At 63.6% G+C, this 17,295-nt stretch carries 21 protein-coding genes; 8 read left to right on the top strand and 13 right to left on the bottom strand.

All coding sequences use genetic code 11. The annotated features are described in order from the left end of the window. Positions 1-31 precede the first annotated feature (31 nt). From KUF59_RS17770 to KUF59_RS17755, 4 genes are all read right to left on the bottom strand, one after another. The gene (locus KUF59_RS17770) at positions 32-1,666 is read right to left on the bottom strand and encodes a hypothetical protein (protein ID WP_258769744.1); all 1,635 of its coding nucleotides are present in this window, start codon (positions 1,664-1,666) and stop codon (positions 32-34) included. Positions 1,667-1,879: 213 nt separating this feature from the next. After that, positions 1,880-2,332: a hypothetical protein gene (locus tag KUF59_RS17765; RefSeq protein WP_212458462.1), complete on the bottom strand. Its 453-nt coding sequence runs from the start codon at positions 2,330-2,332 to the stop codon at positions 1,880-1,882. Positions 2,333-2,347: 15 nt separating this feature from the next. Further along, on the bottom strand, positions 2,348-4,192 hold the full coding sequence (locus KUF59_RS17760; protein WP_212458461.1) for an outer membrane protein assembly factor BamB family protein: 1,845 nt from the start codon (positions 4,190-4,192) through the stop codon (positions 2,348-2,350). Positions 4,193-4,346: 154 nt separating this feature from the next. Further along, positions 4,347-5,294, bottom strand: a complete 948-nt coding sequence (locus KUF59_RS17755) for an alpha/beta hydrolase family protein (RefSeq protein WP_212458460.1) — start codon at positions 5,292-5,294, stop codon at positions 4,347-4,349. 287 nt (positions 5,295-5,581) lie between these two features. On the opposite strand from KUF59_RS17755, the gene KUF59_RS17750 reads away from it, so the two are divergent. Continuing rightward, positions 5,582-5,734, top strand: a complete 153-nt coding sequence (locus KUF59_RS17750) for a hypothetical protein (protein WP_212458459.1) — start codon at positions 5,582-5,584, stop codon at positions 5,732-5,734. A 104-nt stretch (positions 5,735-5,838) separates the two neighbouring features. Further along, the gene (locus KUF59_RS17745; RefSeq protein ID WP_309500989.1) at positions 5,839-6,105 is read left to right on the top strand and encodes a hypothetical protein; all 267 of its coding nucleotides are present in this window, start codon (positions 5,839-5,841) and stop codon (positions 6,103-6,105) included. A gap of 143 nt (positions 6,106-6,248) precedes the next feature. On the opposite strand, the gene KUF59_RS17740 is transcribed toward KUF59_RS17745, so the two are convergent. The 3 genes from KUF59_RS17740 to KUF59_RS17730 form a co-directional block, all read right to left on the bottom strand. Then, entirely contained in the window at positions 6,249-6,935 is a 687-nt protein-coding gene (locus KUF59_RS17740; RefSeq protein WP_212458458.1) for a class I SAM-dependent methyltransferase, read from the bottom strand. A 56-nt stretch (positions 6,936-6,991) separates the two neighbouring features. Continuing rightward, positions 6,992-7,711, bottom strand: coding sequence for a class I SAM-dependent methyltransferase (locus KUF59_RS17735; RefSeq protein WP_212458457.1), 720 nt, complete (start codon positions 7,709-7,711; stop codon positions 6,992-6,994). A 232-nt stretch (positions 7,712-7,943) separates the two neighbouring features. Further along, positions 7,944-8,456, bottom strand: coding sequence for a P-loop NTPase family protein (locus KUF59_RS17730; protein ID WP_258769743.1), 513 nt, complete (start codon positions 8,454-8,456; stop codon positions 7,944-7,946). A 99-nt stretch (positions 8,457-8,555) separates the two neighbouring features. Between KUF59_RS17730 and KUF59_RS17725 the strand changes: the two genes are divergently transcribed. Beyond that, positions 8,556-8,798 carry a hypothetical protein gene (locus tag KUF59_RS17725; RefSeq protein WP_249140310.1) on the top strand — a complete coding sequence of 81 codons (243 nt, stop codon included), beginning with the start codon at positions 8,556-8,558 and terminating at the stop codon, positions 8,796-8,798. A gap of 12 nt (positions 8,799-8,810) precedes the next feature. Here the strand turns inward: KUF59_RS17725 and KUF59_RS17720 are convergent, their stop codons facing one another. After that, positions 8,811-8,981, bottom strand: a complete 171-nt coding sequence (locus KUF59_RS17720) for a hypothetical protein (RefSeq protein ID WP_212458455.1) — start codon at positions 8,979-8,981, stop codon at positions 8,811-8,813. Positions 8,982-9,081: 100 nt separating this feature from the next. On the opposite strand from KUF59_RS17720, the gene KUF59_RS17715 reads away from it, so the two are divergent. The 3 genes from KUF59_RS17715 to KUF59_RS17705 all read left to right on the top strand — a co-directional run bounded on the left by KUF59_RS17715 (position 9,082) and on the right by KUF59_RS17705 (position 11,024). Then, positions 9,082-9,477: a hypothetical protein gene (locus KUF59_RS17715; RefSeq protein ID WP_212458454.1), complete on the top strand. Its 396-nt coding sequence runs from the start codon at positions 9,082-9,084 to the stop codon at positions 9,475-9,477. 95 nt (positions 9,478-9,572) lie between these two features. After that, on the top strand, positions 9,573-10,352 hold the full coding sequence (locus KUF59_RS17710) for an outer membrane protein (RefSeq protein WP_212458453.1): 780 nt from the start codon (positions 9,573-9,575) through the stop codon (positions 10,350-10,352). A 417-nt stretch (positions 10,353-10,769) separates the two neighbouring features. Then, the gene (locus tag KUF59_RS17705; protein ID WP_212458452.1) at positions 10,770-11,024 is read left to right on the top strand and encodes a hypothetical protein; all 255 of its coding nucleotides are present in this window, start codon (positions 10,770-10,772) and stop codon (positions 11,022-11,024) included. Positions 11,025-11,033: 9 nt separating this feature from the next. Here the strand turns inward: KUF59_RS17705 and KUF59_RS17700 are convergent, their stop codons facing one another. The 4 genes from KUF59_RS17700 to KUF59_RS17685 form a co-directional block, all read right to left on the bottom strand. After that, the gene (locus tag KUF59_RS17700; RefSeq protein WP_212458451.1) at positions 11,034-11,279 is read right to left on the bottom strand and encodes a hypothetical protein; all 246 of its coding nucleotides are present in this window, start codon (positions 11,277-11,279) and stop codon (positions 11,034-11,036) included. Positions 11,280-11,452: 173 nt separating this feature from the next. Next, positions 11,453-12,160, bottom strand: coding sequence for an outer membrane protein (locus KUF59_RS17695; RefSeq protein ID WP_212458450.1), 708 nt, complete (start codon positions 12,158-12,160; stop codon positions 11,453-11,455). 287 nt (positions 12,161-12,447) lie between these two features. Next, the gene (locus tag KUF59_RS17690; RefSeq protein ID WP_212458586.1) at positions 12,448-12,825 is read right to left on the bottom strand and encodes a hypothetical protein; all 378 of its coding nucleotides are present in this window, start codon (positions 12,823-12,825) and stop codon (positions 12,448-12,450) included. A 213-nt stretch (positions 12,826-13,038) separates the two neighbouring features. Further along, positions 13,039-13,479, bottom strand: a complete 441-nt coding sequence (locus KUF59_RS17685) for a His-rich protein BRANT (protein ID WP_212458449.1) — start codon at positions 13,477-13,479, stop codon at positions 13,039-13,041. A 246-nt stretch (positions 13,480-13,725) separates the two neighbouring features. Here KUF59_RS17685 and KUF59_RS17680 point away from each other — a divergent pair, with 246 nt between their 5' ends. Continuing rightward, entirely contained in the window at positions 13,726-14,262 is a 537-nt protein-coding gene (locus KUF59_RS17680) for a tetratricopeptide repeat protein (RefSeq protein WP_212458448.1), read from the top strand. A 111-nt stretch (positions 14,263-14,373) separates the two neighbouring features. Further along, entirely contained in the window at positions 14,374-15,687 is a 1,314-nt protein-coding gene (locus KUF59_RS17675; RefSeq protein ID WP_258769740.1) for a serine hydrolase domain-containing protein, read from the top strand. Between the two features lie 205 nt (positions 15,688-15,892). On the opposite strand, the gene KUF59_RS17670 is transcribed toward KUF59_RS17675, so the two are convergent. Further along, positions 15,893-17,038 carry an acyl-CoA desaturase gene (locus tag KUF59_RS17670; protein WP_212458584.1) on the bottom strand — a complete coding sequence of 382 codons (1,146 nt, stop codon included), beginning with the start codon at positions 17,036-17,038 and terminating at the stop codon, positions 15,893-15,895. Positions 17,039-17,295: the final 257 nt, after the last annotated feature.

Here is a 17,295-nt window from a genome sequence, read left to right as displayed (position 1 = left end):
CGCCCGCCCCCGGCAGTATGACCTTCGAAGCCTAAGCCGAGGCAACCGCCCCCGCGGCACGCGCCTTGGCTCGCCCTCCCGTTTTCCCATCCGGCAACCCATTCGCCAAAGCAGCTTTCCGCATTTCAACTGCCTTGGCCAAACGCGGATCCTTCTTTGCAGCTTCGTAGGCCGGCAACACCGCTTCCATCCACATCAGCATGCCTTCGGCCTTGAACACCACGCGGTCGGCGGCGCTGTAGACCGTCTGGGTGATGGCAGCGACCTCGCGCGACATCTTGTCGGCACCGCTCACGCGATGATCCAGGAGCGCGGATGCATATGCACCTTCGCCGAAATTCTCAAAGAAACTCGTGACCGACCGACGCTCGTCATGAGGGCCAATCCTGTTGGGCAGCCCGACGACAGTGAGCAGATCCGGCCATCCCGGTTTGCGTCCTGCCAGGGCGTCGAGCGCGTGATTGAGGGAGGAAGGGGTAATCGCCTTATCAAGGTGGGCCGGTACGCGATCATCGTTACGTTGTTTAGCGGCGAGAGCGCGCACAAGATACTTGTTGCGGTCCTGCGGAAACGCCCAGATCGAGACCGCGCCCAACTGTTGCTTAGAGTATCGCGCCACTCTTTCGAGGATCTCGATGGCAATAGGCGGAACGCTTAGCTTGATTTCGCGCTTGTTTTTCACCTCGTCGGGTTTCCAGTTATAGACGCGCCAACCAACACGTTCCGGCGCGGGATCAGGAACCCAGCGATCGGAGCCCAAGGCGAGCATGTTCACCAGAGCGGAGCTTCGTTGGGGGATCATCCATGAAACCTGCAGAGCACCCAAGACCGCATCGTTGTTATTACCTCCCAAAGGCCGTACGGCCTCCAGAAGCGCAATGAGCATCCCGATCTGCGCCGGGGTCAGATAGCGCCCCGAGCGATCCTCCATTTCGTACTCGTGGGACAACGCCTCCCACCACGTCGCGGTCGGCTCGAGACCGGTGAAGCGTCGCTTTTGCTTGAGCCCCCAGCGCAGCACGCGTTTTGCGAGATCGACGTACTTTGCCCCAGCCGAGGGACCTGAACCGCTGGCATCAATGAGGTCGCGAACCTCTTCAAGATCTTCGAGGCGAAGCTCCTTTACGAAGCGCTTCTTGAGCTCGGCGTTCTCCGGCCGATCTCGCAATCGCGTCTCAAGTTCGGTGACGGACGACGGCGCAAGGCGCAGCTTAGCTGCTTCGTTGCGGCCACCGTCTTTCGAGCTTTTCGTTCGCTGCGCGTATTGCGTAATCAGAGTCTCGAAGGTCCACAGCTCGCCCTTCAAGGCTTCGGCGCGGTCAACGGCGACAGCGACGGACTTTTCGTCGCCGCCCATCAACCTGGTTTCGATGACGGCGTCCGGGTCGCGCCCGTTCTTGATCGCGAAAATTGCCTCGGTGGCGATCTTCTTCACCTGGGCGAACGTGAAGTCTCCCACTGCACCAAGCCGCCGTTTTACGACCGTGGACTTTTGGCCTCGGACACGCGTGCGGGCCTGCACATAGTAAGCGACCTCCCCGCCCCTGACGCGGATGCTCAGGCCTCTGGGATTGTCGATGGCGAACTGACACTCAACGTCCGCGTCGCGCTTCGCGCCGGCCTCGCTCAGCAAATCCTTGGTCAGCGCGTATCGCTTGTTTGCCATTTTCCCTGGCCTTTTCGGGATACATGGGGATACACAGATATGGAGACCCAAGGCCCGTTCCACAAGCGGTCGATTTTCGATACCGCCATAACCTATTATACTGTCAACAAATTTTGCGTTTTAGGTCCCTTCGGGCGATATCCTGTTTACAGACAAGCGGTTTTGTAAACCGAAGGTCGGGGGTTCAATCCCCTCAGCCGGCACCACTCACCACTACCGCCCCGCCAACGACAGCTCCGCGCGATCGTCATTCCTCGACACGGTGCATTGCATCTGGAACGCCGACCCCGGCGATCGGAATGAAGTCTTGCGCAGTCGCGCGTTCTCGACGCAGTTTTGCGCGCCCAGCTCAATCGATGACGGCTTCACACCGGTGAGGACCGCGCCAGAGCGGCCGACGAACTGAAACCATTTTTGGCCGGGCGACGGCGGGCTGAGATAGCGGAGCGTCGTGCCGAGCGCTCCCTTGCAGAGGAGATAAGCGCCATAGTCATCCTCGCCCTCATTGCGCGCGCTGAGCGCAATGGAGCCCGAGGATGTTCGCTCGCCGGCGTCGAGACCGATCTTGTCCGCGATCTCGACCGCCTTGGCCTCGCAGTCATCGGCGCGCGCCGGCGCGACGCAGGCGAGGAAGGACAATGCAATCATCGGGAGCCTGTACCGCATCGCTTCGCCGCCGCGTCAGCGCACCACCTCGAACGCGAGCAGCACGTTGCCGGGCACGCCGCTCCACTGCCCGTAGCCGGAATTGGTGTAGAGCATGCCGTCGACGATGACGGGCCCGGGCCCGTCGATCGCGCCGCCGTAGGCGCGTACGCCGTTCACCGTCACGTAATCGCGCGTGGTATCGAACTCCCACAGCAGTTTTGCATCCGCCGTTGCGTAGGCGCGCATGTAGCCGCTGACGCCGCCGGAAAACACCACGCCAGGAATGACGCTAATGGCCGCAGACAGTGCGGGGCTGCAGAAATCACGGTCGCCGCAGGCAACCGGCGGCACCTCCATCGATACCTTTCCGGTCGCAAGATCGAGCGCGAACAGGCCGCCGCCTTCTTTCGGCTCGAGGCTCCGCGTGCCGTCGCGCGTGAACCGCACGTCTGATATCGCGACATAGATGCGGTCCTGATCCGCCGCCGAGCCCCACTCGCTGCCGCCGAGCGCACCGCCCTTGCCGACCCGCGTCTGCCACAAGATCTTGCCGTCCTGGTCAGGGTCGAAAGCGTGCACGACGCCGGACTTTTGCGCGATCGCCAGCACGCGCTTGCCGTCGCGCAGCTTCACCAGGATCGGCGACTGGCCGAAATCGTGGTCCGGCCCGTTGTCATCGGGACAGTTGGTGCGATCGGACAAGAAGCACGCCACGATGAAGGCGTCCTTCGGCGTGGCCTGCTGCTTCCACAACAGCTTGCCGGTCGCGAGATCGAACGCAAGCACCGCATCGCTCGTGATCGACGGCGGATTCGAATAGGAATTACTGGTGGCGACATAGACCGCCTTGCGCTCCGGATCGATCGTCGGCGCCGACCAGATCGCCGCGCCGGAGGGACCGTAGAGCTGGGTCCCGATCGCGTTCTTCGTGGTCGGATGCGGCACCTCGGGGATCGTGTAGGCCTGCCAGACCTGCTTGCCGGTCACAGCATCCAGCACCACGACGCTGCCGCGGAAGGTGCAGCATTCGTAGGTCGCCTGCGACCCGGCCGCCTCCTCGAGCGAGGACACCGGCACGTAGAGCCTGCCCTCATAAAGCGTCGGCGCGCCGGTGATGCGGGCGGCGTGATGCTCCTCGACCTTCACCTTCCAGATCACCGCACCGTTGCGGGCATTCACCGCGTAGACGTTGGCGCGGAGATCGCCGAAGAACAGGGTCCCCTCGTCCAATCCGGCGATTTGCCCGAAGCTGATGGACGCCCGCACTGCAGCGTCCGGAGCGAACGTCCAAAGTGTGCAGCCGCTCTTCGCATCGAGCGCGTGCACCTTGCGATCCGTGCCGCCGACGAACAGCATCCCGCCGACGACAGTCGGCTGCGCAAAGGTGAGCGAAGCGCCGGCGAAGCCAAAGGCCCACTTCAACCGCAGGCGCGGCACCTCGTCGGCCGCGAGCCTTGCCATGTCGGCCGGCTGGAAGCGGCTGTTGCTGACATCCACACCCCAGCCATTCCAGCGCGGGCCGTCCAGCAGTGCGGGAGAGGCGGCTGGGGGCAGCGTGCAGCGCCCGGAGCTATCTGCGGTCCTGGCCAGCGAAGCGTCGTCGACGGCCTTGCCGGTCACGAAGGCGGCAATCGCCTTGCGCTCCTCGTCGCTGCGCGTGCGGGCGATCGAGGCCATGCTGCCTGTCGTGAGCGTGCTCAGGACGAGCTCGGGCGACATCGCCTGCAGCGCAGTGCGGCCGGGCACGCGGCTTTGGCTGTCGGTCGTATCGTGACATTGCGCGCAATGGGCCGCGTAAAGCGCCGCACCGTCCTGCTGGGCCAGTGCCGGCCAACAGGACCAGATCAGCAAGGCGAGCGCGACAGCGTTTTGCTTCATGGTTGGCATTCCGACACCGGGACGGAGACGGGCGTGGCCGATTGCGCGGAAGGAAGTGTAACTTGAAGGTGTCGCGCCGGGCAATGGCCGCGGGGGCGCTACCTGTCATCCGGCGTTCGCGATCGCGTTTGCGCTCCGGTCCCGCTATCGCACCTCACATGCCAAAATGCTTGCGGAAGAAGGCGACGATCTCAGCGTCGAGCCTCTCGTGAAACGCAACGCGATCGAAGCCGGGCGGATCGGTGCAGATGTCGGGAACGCGCGCGGCCATCGCCGCCGGACACGGCGCCAGAAACACGAAATGTCCGGAATTGGGCACCAAGTGAAACTCCGACGTCAGATTCAGATTGTGCGCAACGGTCGCGACACTTTCGGGCAGGACGCCGCCGCCACCAAATTGCGAGCTCCAGAGCTGGATCGGGACCTTGATATCCTCGACGGACTTGGGCGCATCGAAGAAGCTCAGGGGATCGGCGATCACGACCGCCTTGACGCGCGGATCATGCGTGAGGCCGCCCAGCGCCGCGAGCTTGGCGCAACGTGCGTCGCCGCCGCAGGACGCGGTCCCGCGGGTAAAATCGGGATTGCCGCCCGCGATCACGATCCCGGTATAGCCGCCGCGCGAGAAGCCGAAGAAGCCGACGCGCTCGGGATCGATGGAGGCTGCGACCGGCGACGCACCGAGCATGAAATCGATCAGACGTTTGACATCAGCCGGACGCTCGCCAAGCGCGGTTGGCGACAACGTGTTGGCGCTGTTGGCCGCCGTCGTGTCGCCGGGATGGTTGAGCGCCGCCACCACGAAGCCGGCATCTGCCAGCGCTTCTGCGGTATCGTGGTGACCGAGATTGTTGCCGCCGAAGCCGTGCGACACCACGATCAGCGGAAGTTTGCTGCCTGCCACCGGACAATCGCGAACGGCAGGCAATGTGAAGGGCCCGAGCCGAATGTTGTCAGGCGGCGCCGCGCAGGGTGACCAGATCAATACGTTCAGCGTAGGCCGGTCGCCCTCGGCAGTAACCTCGACCGACCTCAGTCCCGCCGCGTGAGCGCAGGTCGCAAGCAGCACCAGGCCGAGACCAAGACTGAGACCAAACCGCATGCGACTGCCTCCGCTGCCATGGCCTGATCGCAAGGGACAGGCCGGCCGGCAGCATCGCCACAACTTTGGCGAGAGTTCGGCGACTTGAGATCACGATCGCTTGGGTTGATCGCCTTACCCGGAAGGGCCGGCGGCCGCGGCATCAAGCTTAACATGCGAGTTCGATTGCAGCCGTGCCGCCGCAGGCTACGTTGGCGCCACCGGATATTGCCCTCCGGGATCACCATGGCGAAGCCGCCGCGCCATCATACTCGGCGCGGCGGCTCGTTTGGCCTTGCGAGTCCAACATGCGCAAAATGGCTTCCGCCGCCCTCTCCGCCTGCGTCTGGGTCAGCCTGCTCGCGATCGTCGCCGCGGGTATTTTGCGGATTTGCGTCGAAGCCAAGGACAAGCGATCGCAGCACAATTCGCAGATCGCAAGATTGCAGGATCCCGGTTAGGCAGAGCCGCCGGCCCCGGCCGCGTGGCCGAAACTGGCATCCGGTTTGCTGAGGTTACCTCAACCTGACGGGCCCGCAGTGGGCCTGTCTCACATCGAGGCGACATGATGCAGCCGCTGTTTCAATCCAAGACATCGACCATGCAACTCCAGGCGTTGATCGCGGATCTGCGCTGGAAAGTCCAACTGCTGGTTTCCGACATCCAAGACGAAGAGCAGCGCGCCCGCGTCTCGGACCCCGCCGCCCTCGGCTATCCCATGCTGGCCCTGACCTTGCGGGCGCGTCGCGACAACCTGCTGGTGACGATCGCCGCACTGGAAGAGCGCCTGAAGGCCCTCGATCCCGCGACGGATTGGACCCGCGCGGCCTGATGCCAGCCAAGCCTGTCGGCGTCGAACTCTGACGGCGGAGCACATGCTCCGCCGGACAAGCGGATCCGACCTCGCGGAATGGTCACCTCCATTCCGGCCGTGACTTGCAATGGTGAATAGATACGCCGGGATCAATCGGCGGACTAAGGTAGATCCGCCAGCCGCCACAGCCCCAGGCTCTTGTCGTTCCAGCCGCCCCCGCCTTCGTCGCAGCGCTCATTGATCAGTTCGAGCGGCGCCGGCCAGTTGAATGGCGCGCGTTCGAAGTTCAATGCGCGCCAGTCGCCATCCTCGCAATCCTCGTTCTTCTCCCATCCCGGAAAAGTTGTCACGAGCAGGTAGCGTGCACCGCTGTCGCGGCAGCGCGCGACGGCGCGGCCGTTGTTCTCGAAGCTCAGATGCACGAGACAATCGCGGCAGAGGATGAGATCGGCGCGCGGCAGCTCATCGCCGGTGATGTCTGCGACGATGAAGCGGCCGGCTACCTCCCCGTTCGCGGCGCGCCGCCTGTTGGTCTCGATCAGGGACGGCACGATGTCGACGCCGATATAGTCGACGTCGAGCTTGCAAGCCGCGATCCAGCCGGCGTCACCGCAGGGCGCATCGAGCAGCGAGCGGGCACCGAGCTTTTGCAACAGGGGCGGCAATGCCTCGCGGATCGCTGAAGTAGCGAGATCCTCGGAGCCGAGCCCGGATACCGAGGTCGGCGCCCCCCACAGGTTGGTTTTCAAGATCCGGTCGAATCGCCCAGCGAGATCGAGGCCGGCAAAATTGTCGCGGTCGGCGACGAAGCGCTGATGGGCGAGAACGGGCGGGCGTTTTGAATCCATGCGCTAAGACCCCCTTCGAACCGATGCCACTCTAGGAGCGTTTTCGAGCGAAGGCTCTAGACCGGCTTCTGCCACTCCATGATGTGAAAATACGGCACGCGGCGATGACGCGCGATCTGTTCGGGATCGCCGGCCGTCGGCGCCGGCTCCATGAATAGGCGCAATTGCAGGCCCTGGTTCAGGAGCAGCGTCATGTAGGTGCTGAGCGGCCGGTGCCAGTTGTAGATCCGGATGCCGCGCCATTCGACCCAGACCGCCCGCTCGTCCATGTAATGGTCGATCGAAAAGCGCGAGCCGCCATCGCCATCGCGGTACCAGCCCTCCGGCATGCCGGCGGTGTTGAAGCTGGTCAGGTTGGCGATCAGCAGCGTGCCGCCCGGCCGTAGCGCAGCCGCCATATTCGCGATCGCCGCGCCGATGTCGGGGATATCGATCAGGCTGAGATAGCTGACCACAAGATCGAACTGCCCCTCCTCGGCCATGGTCTCCGCACGGCCGAGCCGATAGTCACCTGCGGGGTCCAATCGCCTCGCGCGCGCAAGCAGCGCTTGGGTGGGATCGATGCCGGTCGTCCGGATTCCAAGGCGCTGCATGATGCGGCAGAACCGACCTTCGCCGCAGCCGACATCGAGCGCGCGGTCAAAGCGGCGGCCTTCGATCCGCGCCAGCATCGGGGCATCCAGCACGGCGCGGCGACCATAATCGCCATCCTCGCCCTGCTCGACGATCCAGGCCTGCGCGGACGCCGCCCAGCCGCCGTCAACCTCGTCCGTCATCGCTCGTCCCTCAAAGGTGATGCGGCGGTGCCGGGCGGCTCATTCACCACAGATTGGATCGCAACTCAACATCAGGTAGAATGCAGCAGGAGCGATCCCATGCGTCCCCACAGCGGCAAAGAGATGATCAAGATCACCGCGGGTGCGGTGGCGGCGCTAGCCATGACGGGGCTGCTGTTCGCGATCGTCTTCAGCCTGTTGATTGCGCCGGGCTGGTAACAGCGACTTGATCTCAAGCGCCGGCAGCCGCTTCCGCCCGCGCGACAGCATCGATCGCCTCCAGGCTTTGAAGCCGGCTGACTTTCTTTCCATCGGCCTCTGCCTTGCGGCAGAGCTCGCGGATGTCGGGCATCCATTCCCGGTCGACCCGCCACATGGTCTCGAACAGCGCGCGCGTCGGCGGCAGTTCGGCAAGCCCCGCGGGCGGCGCTTCCTGTTGCGCCCACTTGGCCTGACGTTCCGCGGCAAGCGCAAAGTGCAGCCAGAGCGGCAGGTCGATCAGGACGACCTCGGTCGCCCGCGACATGCGCGGGGCGATCGAGTCCTGGCTGCCGAGGCCCTCGATCACCCATCGCTCGCCGGCGATCGCCTCGGCATGCCGCCGGGTATAAACGTCGGCAGGCGTGAGCTGCCAACCCTTCTGCCAAAGCAACCTGTCCACCTCGACGAGCGGCAGATTCCGGCGCGCCGCAAGCGTGCGGGCCAGGGTCGACTTGCCGCCGGCCGCATTGCCGATGATCACCACTCTTGCTGCATCTGTCGCCATCGGCCGAATTGAAACGGAAGCGCTCCGCCCACGCAAGCCGGCCTGGGAACAATGGCCGGGCGCTGCCGTTCTCATCCCATGCGCATCAGGGAAGAAAACTGCAACATGGTGCTGCTGGCTGCGGTGACGCTGTCCTGCATCGTTGTCGCTGGCGCTGCCACGCTGGTCGAGCCTGCACAGGGGCTCGCCCCTCAGCCGGCCGTGGACAGCCGGATCACAGACACCGCCCCGTTCGCCCAGCCGGTCAATGCCGTCGAACGCAGCGATGTGCGGGTGGTCGGCACGCCCTTCGTGCCCAACGTCAATCCGCGCGAGCGCTAGGGATTATCGCCGTCAGCGCGGGGCCGCTTCGGCCCCCTCCTCGTGTCGGTCAGGCCCGCGCGACATGTCCTCGACGATCTGGAGCACGTGCTGCCTCTGCTCGGGCGGAAGCGTCAGGAAGGCACGCACCAGCCGCAGCCCGAGCGCCTCCTCCGGCAGTTGTTCTGCTTCTTCCGTGTTCATGATCCCACTTTCGGACGACCGGGAAAAATATGCAATCCCCTGTCGAGGCGCTTGATTCGGCGCCGGCCCTTTGCTGGAATGGCGGGGGGTGAGGTGAACCATGAAGTGGATGAGGGAACGCGACGCGCTGATCGCGCAGACAATGGCTTTCGTCCAGTCGGTGACCGGCCGAAAGGACGGATTCCATCAGGCGGACGACGCCCCGGCCGCACCGGTCGCGAGCATTGACGTCGTGTCCTATGTGGCGATCGAGCCAACGCTGGAGATCGAAGCGCCGGCGCCCGCCCCGGCACCGCCGCAGCAGCCGCTCCAGGTCGCGCCGCCCCGGATCGCCGGCGACTTCCGCAGCGAGATCCAGAGCCGGGTCGCGAACTTCCGCAAGCACCAGGAGCGTTTCGAGCGCGAACGCGAGGAGTATTGCGCGGCGACGATGGCCAAGTTGCGCGACGCCATTCGGGAGAGCCCTGCGCGCAAGTCCAGCACAGATTCGTCCTAGTCCAGCCGCCCGCCACACGCCTGTGGCGGCGCAGGTACGCCCTTCCCACGAGTCCTACGCTAGGTTCCGACCACCAAGCGTTAAGGACCTCACTCATGAACAAGACTTTGCTTTCGGGCGTGATCGCGCTCGCGATTTCCACCCTTACACCTGCCGTGCTCGCACCTGCCCTGGCGGCGGACGTGCCGCTTCCCTACAAGGCGGCACCTGCCGCTGCCCCCGCCTACTCCTGGACCGGATGCTATGTCGGCGGTAATGGCGGCGGCGGCCGCGGGCTGAACGAATGGCAACCCTTGCAGGGAATAGAGTTCAATTCCGTCCACAACAGTGGCTGGTTCGCCGGCGTTCAGGCCGGCTGCGACTATCAGGTTGGCTCCCTCGTGGTCGGCATCGAAGGTCAGTTCGACTGGGCCGACATGAAGGACACGACGGCGACGGTCCCCGCTGGTGTTGGTGGCGTCGGCTTCCTTCTGACCTCAAAGCTCGATCGCTTTGCCACCGCAACCGCCCGCGTCGGCTACGCCTTCGATCGCGTCCTGCTCTACGCCAAGGGCGGCGCCGCATTCGCCCACTTCGACCAAAACTTCACCCAGACCGACTTTTTGGGCACGACCATACCAATGAACGGAACGCAGAATATCGCGGGGTTCGTCGTGGGTGGCGGTCTCGAATATGCCTTGCTGCCGAACGTCTCGTTGAAGGCCGAATACAATTATTTCGACTTCGGGCGGAATGGTGTCCTGATCAGTTGCGCCGCCTGCATCGGGGGCGCCGCCGCGACGCTTCCGTTCGAGATCAAGCAGAGCATGCAAACCTTCATGCTCGGCGTGAACTACCGCTTTGGCATGGGCGCCCCGCTCGTCGCCAGATATTGACGGCGAGCACCGTTCGCCACCTCGACGCGCCACGGGGGCCCTGGGACTTTCCCAGGGCCCTTTGCTTATTCATCGATGGTGCCGATGACCGGGGCTGGACGGCAATTACAGCCAGGACCAGACAAGAACCAGATTGGCCGCACAGGCCCCGACCAGCGCCAGCGTGAGCGGCAGGAGCATGTGCCCGCAGGAGGTTTTCAGGTCGGTCGTCATGGCCAGAAACATCCGCTGATTCCGGCCAGAGAGTCCCAGGGATTCTTTTTTTTGGGATTCAGGACTCGTTTACGACTCAAAACCCCTTTCGGCCCCGTTCACAGGCCCGTGATCTAGAGGATTCGGTGCTGTCGCGCCTGAAACCTCCAGGCATTCCCGGACGTTAAGGATGGTTCTTCAAAGGCGGCTTTCGGAGCGGAATCGATGCCCTACGCGCTATTTTGCAACGATGCCCAGATCAGCAAAACTTACCCAAGCGAGGCCGACGTGTGGACGCTAGCGCAGAAGAGCGGCCTGGTGGTCGACATCGCCCCGGACGAGGACGGCGCGGGTCCGCGCCGAATCCTGGACAATGACTACGAGATCAAGCCCTGCCCGGCCGAACCAGGCGAGGATCCGGTGCGCAACAAGGCGGACGCGGAGCGGGAATCCCGCCACGAGCTCGAATTCAATAGCTGAGGGGTAGCGTCAGGGCGTCGCGGTCGCGAGCGATGCCTGCTCGCCCGGCAAGAGGACGCAGGCCTTGCGCCGATGCAGGCCGCGGATCGCGCCGGTCACCTTCATCACCTTGCCGGGGCCGCAGGAATAATCCCGAACCAAGGCGACTTCGTAGGGGGCCAGCATCAGCGGTTCGGATTTGAGGATCGTCTGTGCCGCACACGGCAGGGCGAAGAGGACCGAAGAGGAGATAAGCACCGACGCCAAGATACGCATGTTCGTCATCCCACAGCCCGGCAACCCATAATAACGCGTTCCGGCGCGCGTGTTCCCTAAGGGCCAAAAATTATTTTTGCTTTACCGCGCGCACATGACGCCGATGAGAAACGCGCAAAACAAAGGCCGGCAGAGCCGGCCTTTGTCATGTCTTGGATCAATCGACCTCGGTGTCAGTAGCGCGAGGCGGTCGGACCGCCCCAGCCGAAGCGGTAGTTCACGCCGAGCTTGACGGTGTGCTCGTCGTTGCGGCCGCGCGCGCCGAGGACGTCGGCAGGGCCAGCGGTAACGGTGGTGCTGCCGAAATTGTAGTACTGGTACTCGGCCTTGGCCGACCAGTTCGGCGCGAAGAGGTATTCGAGGCCGCCGCCCACGGTATAGCCGTCCTTGTTGTTGCCCGTGGTGGTGAAGGCCGTCGGCACGCCGGCAACGCTGACGCCAAAGTCGCTATTCCGCCAAGCGTAGCCGCCCTTTGCATAGACCAGCGCCGGACCCCAGGTGTAGCCGATGCGGCCGGTGACCGAACCGAGCTGGTCGGTGTTGGAGGTCACGAGCGTGCCGCCCGGAAACAGGACGCCGTTATTGTTGGTCGGAAGCCAGGAATACTGGGCCTCAAGACCCATTACCCAGTTGGGCGCGAACTGGTAGTCGAAGCCGCCCTGCACGCCGCCGAGGAAGCGGGCGTCGCTCGACTGGAAGGTGTTGTCGCCGGCAAACGCACCGCCGACATGGCCGCCAATGTAGAAACCGGTCCAGTTATAGACCACCTGCGGCGGGGTATAGGCCGGAGCCTTGGTATAGGGGCGCGGCGGAATGTCGGCTGCGGCGGCAGGCGCGGCCAGCGCAAGTAATGCGGCTGCGCCGAGCAAGAATTTCTTCATCGATCATCCCCGTTATTACGAATTCACCCTCAGAAAACAACGTGGCCTGATTTTGGTTGCTTGTTGACAATGCCGGAACGTTGATCGTCCGTTACTGTGACGGGGCCGCAACGGCGGCTTTTTGTTCCCTGACGACCTCGCCGGACGACAGATTTGTTCGCTCACGCGCACACTGCCGTACCGATCTGTCGGTCGCCGAGGTGGTCCCGTTCAAAGCTCCCCGAAATGTGATCTTCGGCTTCAGGCCGCCCCTGTCCTACCACCGACGAATGAAGGCCGGCTTTGCGCTACCGGCTCATCTTTTCCAGTTCCGGAAAGGGTGCGTAAACCGCACCGACGCAGGTATCGGGGCTGCGCTCGAGGATGCGGTCGAGCCGGCCGTTGACGTAGACGATGGCACGCTCGCGCGGCCCCCGGTAGCTGCCGTCGCTTTCGCGCGGGGTGAAGCGCAGGCAGGCCACGTAGAACGGCCGGCCACCGACGGTGCGCAGCACCGGGTCGGCCATCCCTGCGTCGCGCACCCCGACCGGATTGTTCAGATAGGTGCGCATATAGGCCAAGGCCTCGGTGCGGTAATTGTCGGGAAAGGGCTGCGGGGCGTTAGCGCCGGCATCGCCCATCATCGACGATCCGCCGCCGTCGCTGCCGAAGCAGGCCGCGAGCATCAATGGCAGCGCCAGGACGCCCACCCGTTGTGCCAGTCTCCTCAAACGTCCATTCCCCTCGCCACGTCATACGCAGGCAATCGTTCTAGCAAACGCACCGGCCCGCCGTCATGGCGCTTTGCGTTTCCGCAATCGCCATGACGGTCGGGCCGGCTCTGAGGTCCCGCGAGGCGGGCGGGGGCAATGCGAGATTGCCGCCTCGCCGGATCAGATTTAGCTGCGCTTCTCGGTCGTCGCCGGCACGGCCGGCTTGGTCAGGTCGGGCTGCACCGCCTTCTTCCCAGTCGTCTTGTCAGTCGTCTTGGCCGAGATCACCTTGTGGTGATGGCGATGCTTGCGCACCGACTTGTGGTGCTCGGACGGGATCACGGCAGCGTTGGCATTCATCGCCTTCGCGGTCGCATCGGCCTTCTTGTCCGACTTGACGTCAGTCTTGGCATCGGACTTCACGTCGGCCTTGCCGTCCGTCTTGACGTCGGATTTGGCTGATGGCTTGACGTCGGGCTTCACGGCCGTGGTGGTCGACGCCTTGCTCTGCGTCTGGTCCGCCTTGATCACCGGCGCGGTTGTCGTGGTCTTCGCCGATTCTGCGGCGAAGGCGGGGGCTGCGATCACGGAAGCGGCAAGGAAAGCTGCTGACAAGGTCTTCAACATGGTTGGTCTCCTCTCAAGGGATCTGAGGCGGCGCCCTCGCCGACCCCTGATCATGGAGGAGACGTTAGGCGGGGCGCGCTGAACCCATTCTGAAGCGCCTTTTCGGCTTCCGTTCATCTGCATGACATCTTTGTCATCTTCCCCCACGGGGGAATCCACAACCGACCCGGGAATGTTTTTGCCGTCCGGGTGTTCCGAACGTGAGGCAATCGTGTAGGATCGCCTCATTCCATTCGGGAGAGATCAATGCGCAAACTTTCTATGCTTCTGGTACCGGGACTTGTCTCGATGGCGCTGGCCACAGCGCCCGTGCTGACGAGCGCTTATGCTGCGGGCAGCGACGAGCCCTCCGCGCCGAAGTCGGACACCTCGTCCAAGAAAAAGAAGAAGAGCTCTTCCGTCAGCGATCCCAAATTCCTCGCTGCCTATCGGACCGCCTACACTGCGATCTACGACCGCAACGACTACACGAACGCGATCGACCAGTTGAAGTCGCTGAAGCGCGACGACGTCGCCGACGTCGCCAATCTGATCGGCTACTCCTATCGCAAGCTCGGCGACTACAAGCAGTCGAAGGTCTATTACGAGCTGGCGCTGCAGGACGATCCGAACCACGTTCGCACCTGGCAGTATTATGGGCTCTGGCAGCTCGAACAGGGCAACCGCGAGCAGGCCAAATATCACCTCGACAAGATCGCCTCCCTCGCCGGCACGACAAGCGACGAATATCGCTCACTCGCCGCGGCGCTCGACAAGCCGACCGGCGCGACGCTGGTCTACTAAGATCATAGCAACCACGCTTTCGAGCCGGCGCGACCCGCAAGGGTTGCGCCGGTTCTGCTTTGTCGGCTAGCCTTCCCGGGACGAGATCCTCCCTCATTTTCCGGTCAAGCAATGGACGCCTGGCTCCGCCCCGCGATCGCCTATATCGGCGAATGGCTCGAATATCAGGTCACCCTCGCCCAACAACCCGGCTGCATCATCGCGATCGCTCATCGCGGCGAGATCGTCGCCGAGCACGCATTCGGGTTCGCAAATCTCAAGACCGGCGAGAAGCTCACGCCGCGCCACCGCTTCCGCATTGCCTCGCATTCCAAGAGCTTTACCTCGGCCGGCATCATGAAGCTGCGCGAGCAGCGCAAGCTCAGGCTCGACGATCCCGTCGGCGAGCATGTCAGGGGTCTTCATCCCCGCGTCGCCGAAACGACGATCGCACAGGTGCTCTCGCATACCGCCGGCCTGATGCGCGACGGCGCCGATTCAGGCCAGTTCATCGACACCCGCCCTTATCTGAACGCGAAGGAGCTGATGGCCGAGCTGCGGGCGCCGACCGCGATCGACCCCGGCACGCGCTTCAAATATTCCAATCACGGCTTTGGCCTGATCGGACTCGTCATCGAGGCCATCACGAAAGAACCCTACCCGGTCTGGATCAAGCGCGAGATCATTGCACCCGCTGGCTTGCGCGAGACCGAGCCGAATGTGCCGCTTCCCAAGGGCGCCGCGTTTGCCCGCGGTCACACGCGAAAACTGCCGTTCGGCGAGCGCTGCGTGATCCCCGGCGACAACGACACGTATGCGATCACGTCGGCGGCCGGCTTCGTCGCGACCGCCGCCGACACCGCGCGCTTCTTCGGCCAGCTTGCGCCCAACGCCAAGCGCAGCGTGCTCTCAGTCGCGAGCCGCCGCGAAATGACGCGCCACCATTGGCGCGTCCCGCAAAGTCTCGAGGGCTATTACGGCCTCGGCGTCAACGCCGGCAAGACCGACGGCTGGGACTGGTTCGGCCATGGCGGCGGTTTTCAAGGCTACCTCTCGCGGACCTGTTCGATTCCCGCCTGTGAGCTTTCGATCTCCATCCTCTCGAATTCGATCGACGGCGGTGCGCCGTTCTGGATGGACGGCGTGCTCCAGATCCTGCGTGCCTTCAAGACGCGCGGCGCGGCGAACAGGCGCGTGCGCGACTGGACCGGCCGCTGGTGGACGATCTGGGGTGCGAGCGACCTCGTGCCGATGGGCGACCGCGTGCTGGTCGCCAATCCGCAGTTCAACAATCCCTTCATGGATGCCGCCGAGATCGAGGTCACCGGCCGCGACACCGGCAACATCGTCTCCGCGGCGGGCTACTCAAGCCACGGCGAGCCGGTCCGGCGCGTCCGCACCAAGGGCGGCAAGGTCACCGGCGTGTGGCTGGCGGGCGCCCATTAGCTGACGGCTGCGGCATGGACCCTGCGCATTTTCCGAAAATCACTTGACACGTCGGGCAAATCGGTGGCATTATGCCATCATCGGGCCGCGGTCGACGTTGTGACGGTTCGTGCAGGCCCAAACCCAGCCGGCAGTGCTGAGGTCGAACCGAGCGACATTGCCGCCTCAGATTCGAATTGTTGAACCAGCACCGCCAGTTGGTCATCTAATCCCGATGGGGATGCCCCGGGCGAATGCCACCGTTCGCCAAGGGTATCGGAATTGCCTCGGCCACAGGAGCCGGAACCGCCAACAGCACGCTTACCGATTCGACCAGAAGTTCATGTGCACGGTCGACGATGTCGTCCAAAGATATCGTCTTGGCGAACATGCGCTGGGCTTCAGCCAGTAACCGGTCACGGGTCGGCATGCTGGGCAGATGCTGCAACAGAAAAAGCGCGTCGCGCACCGACAATCCGGTCTCATGGACTGACGATCTGATCGCCTGCGCGATGTATTCGGGATTGAAGCGACCAGCAAGCTGCTCAGCCGTTCGCTTCACCACGCGCGATGCCAGCCGGTGCTCATTGCGCAGAACCTGCTCGGGCGGCCTCTTCAAATCCCAGACAATCCCGAGCCAGGACAAGGTCAGCAGAACGTAGTAGGTCACGTCAATCTCCCACCAGTAGAAGCCTTGCCGGGCGCTGCTTTGGTGGGCGTGATGATTGTTGTGCCAGCCCTCACCCATCGTCAACAGAGCCAGCAGCCAATTGTTGCGGGAGTCATCACCCGTAACATACCGCTTGCGTCCGTGAACATGTGCGAGGGAATTGATGCAGAAGGTTGCGTGATACAGCAGCACGGTGCTCCAGAGGAATCCGACCACGAGCCCTGACCATCCGGCGATGAGAAAGCAGAGACCCGCGGTCACGACCGCCGGCAAAAGCTCGAATTTGTGCAGCCACATCAGCTCGGGATACGACGCGAAATCCGACACTTTCACGAGATCGGTTGCATCGTGCCGTCGATAGAAGATCCAGCCGACATGGCTGTACACGAAGCCCTTGTGCCGCGGCGAATGCACGTCGTCCTCGGTATCCGAATGCAAATGGTGATGCCGATGCTTCGCAGCCCACCAGAGCACGCTTTTTTGAGCGCTGCTTTGGGCGAGGAATGCAAGGATGAATTGAAACACCCGGCTCGTCGCGTAGGCCCGATGCGAGAAGTACCGATGATACCCGGCACCGATCGCAAACATGCGCAACCCATACAGGGCGACGCAAATCGCAATCGCTTGCCAGGAGACGCCCGACCAGATCGCCGCGACGCACCCTGCGTGGACTAACAGAAACGGAAGGACCTGCGGATACATGATGTCATCGTGTTCCTCGCCTTGATCGATATTGATAGGCACGCTCGCGACCTCAGTTGCTTTCAATGCACGGACCATCCCGCACGCGGTCTAATAGGCAGGATTCCCGCGACCGGTAAACAGTCACGGAGTCGCGACCAGAGGCTCTGCCAGCACATCGGCGGTCAAAGCATCATGATACCGTTTGCGGCAGCGTACGCTGCGCGCGCAAGATTTTCTGCAGCGGATTTGCCGGTCCGCGCTGCGCCCACCGAGCA

It is taken from the genome of Bradyrhizobium arachidis, assembly GCF_024758505.1.
Classification (GTDB): domain Bacteria; phylum Pseudomonadota; class Alphaproteobacteria; order Rhizobiales; family Xanthobacteraceae; genus Bradyrhizobium; species Bradyrhizobium manausense_C.
The sequence above is the reverse complement of the archived record's forward strand: the minus strand, read 5'-3'. Positions and strand labels throughout refer to the sequence as shown.